The sequence below is a fragment of the Nonomuraea sp. NPDC050451 genome (genome assembly GCF_044458585.1).
On the sequence record NZ_JBITHZ010000008.1, the window covers coordinates 306,295 to 318,615 of the forward strand.

At 71.0% G+C, this 12,321-nt stretch carries 13 protein-coding genes; 11 read left to right on the plus strand and 2 right to left on the minus strand.

Annotated elements, in window-relative coordinates; genetic code table 11:
* Window positions 1–3: 3 nt before the first annotated feature.
* Genes ACIBI9_RS26360 through ACIBI9_RS26370 form a run of 3 tightly spaced genes read left to right on the plus strand, consistent with a single transcriptional unit; the run spans window position 4 to window position 1,527 of the window.
* The gene (locus ACIBI9_RS26360) at window positions 4–360 is read left to right on the plus strand and encodes a hypothetical protein (RefSeq protein WP_397225238.1); all 357 of its coding nucleotides are present in this window, start codon (window positions 4–6) and stop codon (window positions 358–360) included.
* Window positions 361–369: 9 nt separating this feature from the next.
* Window positions 370–1,014 carry a helix-turn-helix transcriptional regulator gene (locus tag ACIBI9_RS26365; protein WP_397225240.1) on the plus strand — a complete coding sequence of 215 codons (645 nt, stop codon included), beginning with the start codon at window positions 370–372 and terminating at the stop codon, window positions 1,012–1,014.
* A 33-nt stretch (window positions 1,015–1,047) separates the two neighbouring features.
* Window positions 1,048–1,527 carry a DUF3291 domain-containing protein gene (locus ACIBI9_RS26370; RefSeq protein ID WP_397225242.1) on the plus strand — a complete coding sequence of 160 codons (480 nt, stop codon included), beginning with the start codon at window positions 1,048–1,050 and terminating at the stop codon, window positions 1,525–1,527.
* Here the strand turns inward: ACIBI9_RS26370 and ACIBI9_RS26375 are convergent.
* Window positions 1,473–2,540 carry a DUF3866 family protein gene (locus tag ACIBI9_RS26375; RefSeq protein ID WP_397225244.1) on the minus strand — a complete coding sequence of 356 codons (1,068 nt, stop codon included), beginning with the start codon at window positions 2,538–2,540 and terminating at the stop codon, window positions 1,473–1,475. The two genes, ACIBI9_RS26370 and ACIBI9_RS26375, sit on opposite strands and share 55 nt — an antisense overlap.
* A 38-nt stretch (window positions 2,541–2,578) precedes the next feature.
* Between ACIBI9_RS26375 and ACIBI9_RS26380 the strand changes: the two genes are divergently transcribed.
* The 7 genes from ACIBI9_RS26380 (at window position 2,579) to ACIBI9_RS26410 (ending at window position 9,797) form a co-directional block, all read left to right on the plus strand.
* Complete coding sequence (locus ACIBI9_RS26380) at window positions 2,579–3,541, plus strand: helix-turn-helix transcriptional regulator (protein ID WP_397225246.1); 963 nt, start codon at window positions 2,579–2,581, stop codon at window positions 3,539–3,541.
* Between the two features lie 34 nt (window positions 3,542–3,575).
* Window positions 3,576–4,553, plus strand: coding sequence for a helix-turn-helix transcriptional regulator (locus ACIBI9_RS26385; protein ID WP_397225248.1), 978 nt, complete (start codon window positions 3,576–3,578; stop codon window positions 4,551–4,553).
* Window positions 4,550–4,750, plus strand: a complete 201-nt coding sequence (locus ACIBI9_RS26390) for a hypothetical protein (RefSeq protein ID WP_366317017.1) — start codon at window positions 4,550–4,552, stop codon at window positions 4,748–4,750. The genes ACIBI9_RS26385 and ACIBI9_RS26390 overlap by 4 nt, the downstream gene beginning before the upstream one ends.
* 29 nt (window positions 4,751–4,779) lie before the next feature.
* The gene (gene tatA, locus ACIBI9_RS26395; protein WP_397225250.1) at window positions 4,780–5,106 is read left to right on the plus strand and encodes a Sec-independent protein translocase subunit TatA; all 327 of its coding nucleotides are present in this window, start codon (window positions 4,780–4,782) and stop codon (window positions 5,104–5,106) included.
* A gap of 31 nt (window positions 5,107–5,137) precedes the next feature.
* Window positions 5,138–6,028 carry a twin-arginine translocase subunit TatC gene (gene tatC, locus ACIBI9_RS26400; protein WP_397225252.1) on the plus strand — a complete coding sequence of 297 codons (891 nt, stop codon included), beginning with the start codon at window positions 5,138–5,140 and terminating at the stop codon, window positions 6,026–6,028.
* Window positions 6,029–6,044: 16 nt separating this feature from the next.
* Window positions 6,045–6,944, plus strand: a complete 900-nt coding sequence (locus tag ACIBI9_RS26405) for a diacylglycerol/lipid kinase family protein (RefSeq protein ID WP_397225254.1) — start codon at window positions 6,045–6,047, stop codon at window positions 6,942–6,944.
* Between the two features lie 129 nt (window positions 6,945–7,073).
* Window positions 7,074–9,797 (plus strand): DEAD/DEAH box helicase, encoded by a 2,724-nt coding sequence (locus tag ACIBI9_RS26410; protein ID WP_397225256.1) that lies wholly within the window; start codon window positions 7,074–7,076, stop codon window positions 9,795–9,797.
* 57 nt (window positions 9,798–9,854) lie between these two features.
* Here ACIBI9_RS26410 and ACIBI9_RS26415 read toward each other — a convergent pair whose 3' ends face one another.
* The gene (locus ACIBI9_RS26415) at window positions 9,855–10,040 is read right to left on the minus strand and encodes a hypothetical protein (protein ID WP_397225258.1); all 186 of its coding nucleotides are present in this window, start codon (window positions 10,038–10,040) and stop codon (window positions 9,855–9,857) included.
* A 520-nt stretch (window positions 10,041–10,560) separates the two neighbouring features.
* Between ACIBI9_RS26415 and ACIBI9_RS26420 the strand changes: the two genes are divergently transcribed.
* A complete protein-coding gene (locus tag ACIBI9_RS26420; RefSeq protein ID WP_397225260.1) occupies window positions 10,561–12,264 on the plus strand; it encodes an ABC transporter ATP-binding protein in 1,704 nt (567 codons plus the stop codon).
* The last annotated feature ends 57 nt before the right edge of the window (window positions 12,265–12,321 follow it).

Consider the following 12,321-nt stretch of genomic DNA (forward strand, 5'->3'; position numbering starts at 1 on the left):
CTCATGATCCGCACTTTCCTGGTCATCGCCTCCGCCTTAGCCGTCCTCCTCGGCGGGGCCACGGCCGCCTCCGCCGCCGATGACCCGCCCTTCTGCAAGGGCGTCAAGAAGCCCTGCGTGGTCGGCGGCGACGCCGGCGCGACGTGGGTGAACACCTCCGCCTCCAACAAGACCGAGGCGAAGGCCGTGGCCGCCCGCGTGCTGAAGAACGCCAAGGCCGCCTACCGCCGTTACCACGCGCCCGAGTCGGTCGACATCTGGGTGATCAAGAAGGGGGCGTGCTGGCGCAGGTACGGCAACGTCCCGTCCAACGCCAGCCGCGCGTGCACGTACAAGCACGTGGAGCGGAAGCTTTCATAGACTCCCGTTGTGAGTAGCGACGACCTCGACGCGCTGGCCCTCCTGCACGACCCCGTACGCCGCAGCCTGTACGCGGCCGTCGCGGCCCGCGGCGGCGACGTGGGCAGGGGAGAGGCGGCCGAGGCCGCGGGCGTCTCCAGGACCCTCGCCGGCCACCACCTCGACAAGCTCGTCGAGGCCGGGCTGCTCGAGAGCAGCTTCCGGCAGCAGGAGAAGAAGGGGCCGGGCAGCGGCCGGCCCGCCAAGGTCTACCGCCGCGCCAGGGGCGAGCGGGCGGTGAGCCTGCCGCCGCGCGACTACGCCGCGCTCGCCTCCGTCCTGGCCGAGGTCGTCGACGCGCTCGGCGCCGAGGAGCGGGCCGAGCGGGCGGCGCGCGAGGCCGGGGCCCGGCTGGCCAAGGGGCACGCCGGCGAGCCCGTCGAGCAGGTGCTCAAGGAGCGCGGCTACGAGCCTTATGAGGAGGGCGGCGCGCTGCGGTTGCGCAACTGCCCCTTCCACGTGCTGGCCGAGGAGCAGCCGCTGCTGGTGTGCTCCATGAACCTGGCCCTGTGCCAGGGGCTGCTCGAAGGGCTCGGCGACGAGCCGGGCAGGGCCAGGCTCGATCCGCGGCCGGGGGAGTGCTGCGTCTCCCTCTCTAAAACAAATGAGGATTGACATAGAAGGCGAAGGGGTGGTGTGCTGAGCGTCATGCATCTCGCTGAGCTGAACATCGCCCATCTGCGCGCGCCCATCGACAGTCAGGAGCTCGCCGAGTTCGTCGCCCTCCTCGAGCCCGTCAACACCCTCGCCGACGAGGCCCCCGGGTTCGTGTGGCGGCTCAAGGAGAGCGAGGCCGACCCCACCGCCACCGTCATCCACGACTACGGCGACCACCTGCTGATCAACTTCTCGGTGTGGGAGTCGCTGGACACCCTGTGGAACTACGTCTACCGCAGCGCCCATCTGGACGTGCTGCGCCGGCGCAGGGAGTGGTTCCTGCGCATGGCGGAGCCGTACATGGTGATGTGGTGGATCCCCGAGGGTCACATCCCGTCGCTGGCCGAGGGCATGGCGCGGCTGGAGCGCCTCAGGGCGGAGGGGCCCAGCCCCGAGGCGTTCACGTTCAAGGACTCCTACGACAGCAGCGAGGCCGCCAGCCTGCCCGCCGCCGCCGAGGCCACGAAGTAGGCCAGGTCCTCCTCCAGGCCCCTGCCCATCGTCGACAGGCGCACCGGTGACCCGCGCAGCGCCTCGTGCAGGCCCTCCACCGGCACCGGCACCAGGCGGTGCCGGACGGCCAGCAGCTCGGACTGGTCCCTGACCCGCTCGCCGAACTCCCCGGGCAGCTGCGGCACCGGCACGTCGGCGGGCGTCAGGGCGACCCGGCCGTAGGCGGTCAGCGAGTGGTGCGAGACCCCGTAGTGGCGCTCGCGCCGGTCGCCCTCGCTGACCCGCAGCGCCGCCACCGGACGGCCGCGGAGCACGCCCGCCGCGTTCACCGCCTCGCCGGCCGACACCCCGGAGAAGCCCCATCTGGTGCCCGTGCCCAGGTTGCCGGGGCCCTGGGCGACGATCGCCACGTCGGCCTCCAGCACGTGCCGGGCCGCCAGCAGCCCGGTGTGGACGGTGACCGCCTCCACGTCGCCGCCGAACGACTGCCCGACCGTCACCACGCCCGCCAGCCAGCCGATCTCCCGCAGCCGGGCCGCCGCCATCGAGAACCACACCGGCAGCGCGCCGCCGTCCTGCATCACGTACGCCACCCGCGTGCCGGGCCGGTCGGCGTACAGGCCGCACAGGATCGGCGCCAGCGCCGAGTGCAGGTCGGCCACCACCACCGGCATCCCGTCGAGGGAGTCGGCCTCGCGCAATCTGTCATGATGCGGGGAGTCCTGCTCGTCGGCGCCCAGCACCGTGGCCTGCAGCGGCGTGTAGCGGGCCTTCACCAGGTGGCCCGGACCGGCGGGATCTTGCGGCAAACGGTTCGGGACGGCCACCACCATGGCGTAACCTCCCGTACCGAGACCCATCGCGAGTGCCGTCGTGTTGAGCAGCACCTCGTCGCCGGGTTCCGGGCGCCCGACCAACGGCGGATAGGCCAGCGCCCGGCACTCCCCCTCGGGGACGGCGACGTCCAGCTCCACCGCTCCCGGCCACTCGCGTCGGATCCGTACAACCTCGCCCTTGCGCCATCTGATCACGGGGGCAGGGTAGCGTCGATGGAGGAGGAGTGAGGCAGATGTCGCGCCGGAAGACCGAACGGTTGCTCAATCTCGTGATCTGCCTGCTCGCCACCCGGCGGCCATTGTCGGCCGAGCAGATCCGCCAGGCCGTCCCCGGCTACGACCGCGATGGCGACGAGGCGTTCCAGCGCATGTTCGAGCGTGACAAGAACGAGCTCCGCGAGATCGGCATCCCCATCGACGTGGTGCGCGACCCCTGGGAGGACGAGCCGGGCTACCGGATCGAGCGCGAGTCGTACGAGCTGCCGGAGATCACCCTGGAGCCCGACGAGGCCGCCGTGCTCGGCCTGGCCGCGCAGGTGTGGCAGCGGGCCAGCCTGGCCGAGGCCGCCTCGGGGGCGCTGCTGAAGCTGCGCGCCGGCGGCGTGGCCACCGACCGGCCCGTAGGCGCGTCCATGGGCGGGGGCGCTCTGGAGCTGCGCGTGGACACCCGCGACCCGGCCTTCCCCGCGCTGTGGGACGCCGTGCGCGACCGGCGCGTGGTGCGCTTCGACTACCGCAGCGCCGGCAGCGAGAGCGTGCGCGCCCGCACCGTCGAGCCGTGGGGCGTGGTCAGCCGCAACGGCCGCTGGTACGTGGCCGGGTTCGACCGCGACCGGCAGGCGCCGCGCGTCTTCCGGCTCAGCCGCGTCACCGGCCAGGTCACCGTCATCGGCAGGCCCGGCGCGGTCGAGGTGCCCGAAGGGGTCGATCTTCGGGGTATGGTCGGCTTTCCCGACGACTCGACGGACGAGCGGATGGCCGTCGTGCGCGTACGCCAGGGCACGTGCGAGGGGCTGCGGCAGCTTGCCTCGGCCGTGCGCACGGGCGACGGCGGGTGGGACGAGGCCGAGCTGCCCTTCACCGACCCCGAACGCCTGGCCGGCTGGATGGCCAGCCTCGGCGCCGACGTGGAGGTCGTCGAGCCGCCGGACGCCCGCGAGGCCGTCATCCGCCGACTGAAGGGGGCAATGGCATGACAGCGGTGAGCACGGGACGCGGCGAGGAGCGGCGATGAGCGGGTCGGCCGACCGGCTGCCCAGGCTGCTGGCGCTGGTGCCGTACCTGATGTCCCACCCGGGGGCGCAGGTCGACGAGGTGGCCGCGGTGTTCGGGCTGAGCGAGAAGCAGCTCATCGACGACCTGCAGCTGGTGTGGATGTGCGGCCTGCCCGGCCACACCCCCGGCGACCTCATCGACGTCTCCTGGGACGGCGGCGAGATCATCATCGACAACGCCGAGACCATCGCCAGGCCGCTGCGGCTGGGCATCGACGAGGCCAGCGCGCTGCTGGTCGCCCTGCGCATGCTGGCCGCGACCCCCGAGCTGGCCCTGCCGGCCAACGAGGTGCCGGGCGACGCGCTGCCCCGCGTGACGGCCAAGCTCGAGCAGGCCGCCGGAGAGGGCGCCGCCACCCTCAGCAGCCAGCTCGCGGTCGACGTGGACGCCGCCCCCGACGCGCTGCCGCGCGTGCGCGAGGGGCTCACCAGGGGCCGCCGGCTGTCGCTGCGCTACTACGTGCCCGGGCGCGACGAGGTGACGCCGCGCGAGGTCGACCCCATGCGGGTCGTGGTCGTCGACGGCCGCACCTACCTGGAGGGCTGGTGCTACCGGGCCGAGGCGATGCGGCTGTTCAGGCTGGATCGGATGCTCGGCGTGGAGGTGCTCGACGTGCCCGCCGACCCGCCGGCCGAGGCCGAGCCCATCGACGTCACCCGGGGCGTCTTCCGGCCCTCGCCCACCGACGAGCTGGTCGAGCTGGAGCTCAGCGCCGCCGGGCGGTGGGTGGCCGAGTACTACCCGTGCGAGCAGGTCACCGAGCTGGGCGAGGGGCGGCTGCGGGTGTCGCTGCGGGCCCGCGACGAGGACTGGATCCTCAAGCTGGCGCTGCGCCTGGGCGACACCGGCCGGGTCGTCTCACCTCCTGAGATGGCCGAGACCGTCCGGCAGGAGGCCGAGCGGGCCCTGGCCCTGTACGCTCACCGGTCATGACGTGGATCTACGTGGCGGGCGGGCTGTGCGTGGCGGGGCTCGGTGTGGTCGGGGTCGCGGGTGCCCGCGTCGTCGTGGCGGCACGTACTCTGAAGAGGGAAATCGCCGAGGCGACGGCCCAGCTTGAGCCGCGGCGGGCCAGATTGGCGGGCCAGGGGGGTGAGACCACGCCCCAGGCAGCGTACGATCGTGGCTGAAACAGGCACTCGCTAGAAAAGGGCATTTCATGTCGCAACTCGGAATCGGCGAAATTCTGATCATCGCACTGGTGCTCGTCATGCTGTTCGGTGCGAAGAAGCTCCCCGAGATGGCCCGCGGCGTCGGCAGGTCTCTGCGCATCTTCAAGTCCGAGACGGCCAAGCTTCGTGAGGACGACGACGACTCCCTCACGGTGCAGGCGCAGGCCCCGGCTCAGCCGCAGCCCCAGCAGCCGGCGCAGCCCCCGCAGATCCAGGCCGCCCCGCTCTCCGCGGAGGAGCAGGCCAGGCAGCTCGAGGAGCAGGCCGCCAGGCTGCGCGCCAGCGCCGCCCCCCAGGCGGACAAGCGCGTCTGACCCCATCCCTCCTTCTCACCTGGACTGCTAGATGGCGCTGCTCAAACGGTCGAGCCAGCCGGCACCCGACCACGACCCCGAGGGCCGCATGCCCCTCATGGAGCACCTGCGCGAGCTGCGCAACAGGTTGCTCATCGCGGCCGCCGCCGTCGTCGTGGGCATCATCATCGGATGGATCTTCTTCGATCCGGTCTGGGCGTTCATCAAGGAGCCCTTCTGCGAGACGCCGCAGGCCCAGCAGCTGCGTGTCGGCGAGTGCACGCTGACCTATGGCGGCATCTTCCAGTCGTTCTTCCTGACGTTGAAGGTCTCGGCGATGGTGGGCGTCGTCGTGGCCTCGCCCGTCTGGCTCTACCAGGTCTGGGCCTTCGTCACCCCCGCCCTCTACCGCAACGAGAAGCGCTATTCGATCGCCTTCCTCGGGCTGGCGATCCCGCTGTTCCTGATCGGCGCCGTCCTGGCGTACGTGATCATGGACACCAGTCTGGCCATCCTGCTCGGGTTCGCGCCGAGCGACACCGTGGCCATCATCCAGATCGACGAGTACGTCAGCTACGTGCTGATCATGCTCGTGATCTTCGGCATCTCGTTCGAGTTGCCGCTGCTGCTCGTGTTCCTGAACGTCATCGGCGTGCTCTCCCACGCCACGGTCAAGAAGAACCGCCGCTGGGTGGTCTTCGCCATGTTCGTCTTCGGCGCGATCATCACGCCCGGCGGCGATCCGGTGACGATGATGGCGCTGGCCGCACCCATGATCGTGCTGTACTTCCTGGCCGAGTTCTTCATGTACGTACGCGAGAAGCGCATGCCCGCCACCGAGGACTTCTCCCACCTGTCCGACGACGAGGCCTCCCCGCTGCTGGAGGACTCCGCTCCGCTCGACGACGAGCGCCCCGGGGAGGATTCCGGTTCCACGCGATAGGCGATAAGTTCCGGGCGTGTCCCCTCAACTCGCCCTGCTCGTCAACCCCGCCGCCCGCGGCGGCCGTACGCTGCGCCTGCTCGAGCCCGTGGCGCGCCGGCTGCGTGCCGGCGGGGCCGAGCTGTCGGTGATCGTCGGCGACGACGCCGCCGACGCCCTCGCACGTGCCTGCACCGCCGTGGCCGAGCGCCCCGACGCGCTCGTGGCCTTCGGCGGCGACGGGCTCGTGCACCTGGCCGTGCAGGCCGTGGCCGGCACCGACGTGCCGCTCGGCATCATCCCCGCCGGCACCGGCAACGACATCGCGGCCGCGCTCGGCGTGCCCTGCGGCGACCCCGTCGCGGCCGCCCGCGCCGTGCTGCGCATGAAGTCGCGCCTCGTGGACGTCGCCCGGATCCGGGCCGGGCAGGCGGACGAGCTGTTCGCGGGGGTGATGTGCTGCGGGTTCGACTCGCGGGTCAACGAGCGGGCCAACCGGAAGACGTGGCCGCCGGGGATGGCCCGGTACGTGGTGGCGACGGTGGAGGAGCTGCGCTCGTTCCGGCCGATCCCGTTCCGGGTGACCCTCGACGACGGGGAAGTGATCGAACGCGAGGCCATGCTGGTGGCGGTGGCCAACACGCACTCGTACGGGGCGGGGATGCGGGTGTGCCCCGACGCGCGGCCCGACGACGGGCTGCTGGACGTGATGATGCTGGACGCGGTGTCCAAGGCCGAGTTCCTGCGGGTCTTCCCGAGCGTCTACCGGGGGACGCACGTCGGGCATCCGGCGGTGTCGGTACGGCGGGTGCGGAGCGTGCGGCTGGAGGCCATGCCGGGCGACACGGACGTCGTCGCCTACGCCGACGGCGAACGCGTGGGCCCGGCGCCGGTCCACTGCGAGGTGCGCCCGGGGGCGTTACGGGTCATCGTTTGAAATCTACAATGTAAAGGCGCCCGGTCGGCCGCCTGCTGAGCTCCCGTCGAGAGCGACGGCGGCTCCGGAAAGGACCGGCCGGACTACTGTGGGACCGACCGGAAAGGCGATTTCGGTAGGCTGGCGGGTATGACAACGCCAGCGGAACGCTATGCGGCCTTCCGTCAGAGACATGGGGACGACGGGGCCGCGGTGAGATCGTTCCGAGGTCTCTACGACTTCGAGCTGGACGACTTCCAGCTAGACGCCTGCCGCGCCCTGGAGGCCGGAGACGGCGTGCTGGTGGCGGCGCCCACGGGGTCGGGCAAGACGGTGGTGGGCGAGTTCGCCGTCCACCTGGCCTTGGAGCAGGGCCAGAAATGCTTCTACACCACCCCCATCAAGGCGCTGTCCAACCAGAAGTACAACGACCTGGTCAAGCGCTACGGCACCGCCAAGGTCGGCCTGCTGACCGGCGACAACAGCGTCAACGGCGAGGCCCCCATCGTCGTCATGACCACCGAGGTGCTGCGCAACATGCTCTACGCCGGGTCGGCGACCCTGGCGGGGCTCGGGTTCGTGGTCATGGACGAGGTCCACTACCTCGCCGACCGCTTCCGTGGCGCGGTGTGGGAAGAGGTGATCATCCATCTGCCGGAGTCGGTGCGGCTGGTGGCGCTGTCGGCGACGGTCAGCAACGCCGAGGAGTTCGGCGAGTGGCTGGGCGAGGTGCGCGGCGACACCACGGTGATCGTGGACGAGCACCGTCCGGTGCCGCTGTGGCAGCACATGATGGTCGGCAACCGCCTCTACGACATGTTCGTGAACGACGACCTGACCCCGCGCGTCAACCCCACGCTGATGCGGGTGACGCGCGACGCCGAGCGGCTGACGGCGGGGCGGGGCAGGCGCGGCTACGGCAGGCCGCAGCGTTCGCGCCCGCCGGACCGGGTGCAGGTGATCGAGAAGCTCGACGCCGAGGGGCTGCTGCCGGCGATCACGTTCATCTTCTCCCGCGCCGGGTGCGACGCCGCCGTCCAGCAGTGCCTGTACGCCGGGATCCGGCTTACGACGGACCGCGAGCGGCACGAGATCAGGCAGCTCGTCGACGAGCGCACGGCGCACCTCCCGGACGAGGACCTGGCCGTCCTGGGCTACCTGGAGTGGCGTGACTGCCTGGAGCGCGGGCTGGCCTCGCACCACGCGGGCATGCTGCCGGCCTTCAAGGAGGTCGTGGAGGAGCTGTTCACGCGCGGGCTGGTCAAGGCCGTGTTCGCGACGGAGACGCTCGCCCTGGGCATCAACATGCCGGCCCGCAGCGTGGTGATCGAGAAGCTCGACAAGTGGAACGGCGAGACCCACGCCGACCTCACGCCGGGCGAGTACACCCAGCTGACCGGGCGGGCGGGGCGGCGCGGCATCGACGTCGAGGGTCATGCGGTGGTGCTGTGGCAGCAGGGCATGGATCCGCTGTCGGTGGCGGGGCTGGCCGGCACGCGTACGTATCCGCTGCGGTCGAGCTTCCAGCCGTCGTACAACATGGCGGTCAACCTCGTCGGGCAGTTCGGCCGGGAGCGGGCCCGGACGCTGCTGGAGGAGTCGTTCGCGCAGTTCCAGGCAGACCGGGCGGTCGTCGGTCTGGCCAAGCAGCTGCGCAAGCACGAGGAGGCGCTGGAGGGCTACCAGGAGGCCATGACGTGCCACCTGGGAGACTTCCCCGAATACGCGGCGCTACGCCGCAGGCTCTCCGATCGTGAGGCCGAGCTGGCCAGGCAGCGCGGCGCCGCGCGCCGTGCGGCCGCCGTGCGGTCGCTGGAGGCGCTGCAGCCGGGTGACGTCATCCGGGTGCCGGGCGGGCGCCGTGCGGGGCTGGCGATCGTGCTCGATCCCGGCCGCAACCCGCGCGGTCAAGGGCCGAGCCCGCTGGTGCTGACGATCGGTAAGCAGGTCAAGAAGCTCGACCCGGCGGACTTCCCCGTGCCGGTCGAGCCGCTGGAGAAGCTGCGCATCCCGAAGAACTTCAACGGCCGCTCGCCCAAGGAGCGCGCCAACCTCGTCTCCACGCTGCTGGCCAAGCTCGGCGACCGCGATCTGGGCAAGCCGGCCAGGGCGCGCGACCACACGGTGGAGGACGACGAGGTCAACGAGCTGCGCCGGCTCATCCGCCAGCACCCGTGCCACGGCTGCGACGAGCGTGAGGACCACGCCCGCTGGGCGGAGCGCTACTACAAGCTGCTGCGCGAGACCGAGGGGCTGCGCCGCCGGGTCGAGGGGCGCTCGCACGTCATCTCGCGCACGTTCGACCGCATCTGCTCGGTGCTGGAGCAGCTCGGCTACCTCGAGGGCGAGGCCGTCACCGACGAGGGCCGCCGGCTGGGCCGCATCTACACCGAGCTTGACCTGCTGACCGCCGAGTCGCTACGCAAGGGGCTGTGGGAGGAGCTCGACCCGGCCGAGCTGGCGGCGTGCGTGTCGGCGCTGGTGTTCGAGTCGCGGGTCTCCGATGACGCGCGCCGCCCGAAGGTGCCCGCCGGGCGGACGCAGGAGGCGCTGACGTCGATGATCCGGCTGTGGGGGGAGCTGGAGGGCATCGAGTCCGACCATGGGCTGTCCACGATCAGGGAGCCGGATCTGGCGTTCGCGTGGGCGGCGTTCCGGTGGACGAAGGGGCACAGCCTGGACGCCGTCCTGCGGGACGGGGTTAACGGCAACGAGCTGGCGGCCGGTGACTTCGTACGGTGGGTCAAGCAGCTGATGGACCTGCTCGGTCAGCTCGGTAACGCGGCCCCGCCCGGCAGCAAGATCAAGCAGACGGCCGGCAAGGCGGTCGACGCGATGCGGCGCGGCGTGGTGGCCTACTCCTCGCTCACCTGACCTGTCCGAAAGGTCCGACCCGCCCTCTTCGGAGGGCGGGTCCCGGGGGTGCGGCCGCTAGGAGTCCTTGCTGATCGCGCCGATCGTCAGGAACAGGCCCGCGACGCCCACCACGGCGCTCACGACGGTCAGGGCGGTGCCGTCGAGCACCAGGTGCAGCAGGCCGAAGTTCTTGCCGAAGAAGTGATCGGCGATGAGGCCGCCGAAGCCCTGGATCATGAGGATGACGCCGATGAATGCCATGCGCCCATGGTCCCCGGCGCAGACGTCCGATCCATCGGACCAAAGTATCGGGTGGCCTACACCTTGGAACCAGTTCTGAGCAGCATCCTTTGGGATTGCCGTTACCCGAATTAGCGGTTCTTTTTATTTACGCTTGATTTAACGGCCGCGAGCAACGGCCTTTGTCGGGCGGTGTCGCCGGTCAAGTTCCTTTTAAATTGGGCGATATCTCGTGCTTTGTCGTATTTCGGGTGCTAACGTGCGATTTGTGCAAGTCAGCAAACGGGGGAGGAATCATGGCTGGTACTCAGCTCACCAGGATGGACTTCCAGCAGGGTTGCTGCCGACGCCGTAGGCGCTGGCGTTGTGGTTGGCGCGGTTGGCGCTGCCGCTCCCGGCGCTGGTGGTGGGGGTGGTAAACCGCTCCCGTGAGAGCCGGTGGCCTGGCCGCCGGCTCTCATTGACTGTCTCCGGCCGCGAACTCGCCCCGGCGATTTCCATTCGCCGCACTTTTCGCGAGTTCTGGCCGGACACCCGCGGGTTGCGCCGCCTATTCGCGGCCGGCGTCGTGTTCGCCGTCGTGGCCGCGCTCTGCGAGGTCGCCGCGATCCGCCTGTTCGGCCACATCACCGACGAGGTGCTGACCACCCGGCAGTTGGGCGAGTTCTGGGTCCCGGCGGTCACCTGGCTCGGGCTCGCCGCGATCGCTGGGGTGACGTCCTTCGCGGCGACGTACGCCACCGCGCTGGGCGCCGAACGGTTCCTGCTGGCCCTGCGCGACCGCGTCTACGCGCACCTGCAGACGCTCGCGCCGGACTTCTCGGAGAACCGGCGCCTCGGCGACCTGATGGCCCGGCTGACCGACGACATCGAGGCCATCGAGGAACTCGTGGGATCCGGGCTGGTCAAGGCGCTCACCACGGCGGCCAGCGTGGTGTTCTTCGCCGGGGCGGCCTTCTTCATCCGCTGGGACCTCGCCCTGGTCACGATGGCGCTGATCCCGCTGTTCCTGGTGGTGTCCAAGGTGTTCGCGGGCAGGTTCAGAACCGCCGCGGCCCGGGAGCGCTACAGCAACGGCGCCATGAACAGCGTCCTGGAGGAGGGGCTGGCCAACCAGCCGCTCGTGCAGGCCTACAACCGGCAGGAGGCCGAGTCGGGCCGCCTGCACCGCGAGGGCGGCATGTGGCTGCGCGCCAACATGGCGCAGGCCTGGCTGTCCGGCCTGTACGGGCCCACCGTCCAGGTCATCGAGACCGTCTGCCTGATCGTCATCCTCGGGTTCGGCGCGTGGGAGATCGCCGCGGGCCGGCTGACCCTGGGCGGCCTGCTGGCCTTCGCCGCGTACCTGGCACTGCTGTATCCGGCGGTCCAGGCGCTGGGAGAGCTGATGCTGACGGTGTCCGAGGCGGCGGCCGGGTCCGACCGGGTCGTCGAGATCCTGAAGGTCAGGCCCGCCGTCACCGACGCTCAGGACGCCGTGCCCGCCGGGAGGAGCCGGGGTCTGGTCGAGTTCGACCGGGTCACCTTCACGTACCCGAGGCGGGGGCGGCAGGTGCTGCGGGACGTGACGTTCACCGCCTCGCCCGGCAAGGTCATCGTCCTCACGGGGCCCAGTGGGGTGGGCAAGTCCACGCTGGCCAAGCTGATGCTGCGGTTCTACGACCCGGAAGCGGGCCGCATCCTGCTGGACGGGGCCGACATCCGGCGCCTGACGCGGCAGTCGCTGCGCGAGAACATCACGATCCTGCACCAGGAGACGCTGCTGTTCTCGGCGTCCGTACGCGACAACATCGCCTACGGCCGCCCCGACGCCTCACCGGAGGAGATCATCAAGGCGGCGGAGGCGGCGGGGGTGCACGAGTTCGCCGAACTCCTGCCGCAGGGCTACGACACGCCGGTGGGGCAGCGGGGGCGGCTCCTGTCCGGCGGCCAGCGGCAGCGGATCGCCATCGCCAGGGCGGTCCTGCGGGACGCGCCGGTGCTGGTGCTCGACGAGCCCATGACGGGGCTGGACGAGGCCACGGCCGCGCAGGTGATGAAGCCGCTCCTGCGGCTCATGGCCGGACGGACGACGCTCCTCATCACGCACGACCTGCGGTTCGTGCCGGAGGGGGCGCGCATCGTGGAGCTGTCGCCCGTGCCGAGGGAGGAGCGCATCCGCCTCAAGCGCTTCGCCCACGCCCACCCGCGCCCACTGACCCCGGACCACCCCTCCCTGACCGACCGCCGAACCACACCCCCCTGACCGCCCCGCCCTTGAGCACCCGCCCTTTCGGGGGCGGGTGTTCTGCTGTCCGGTGCC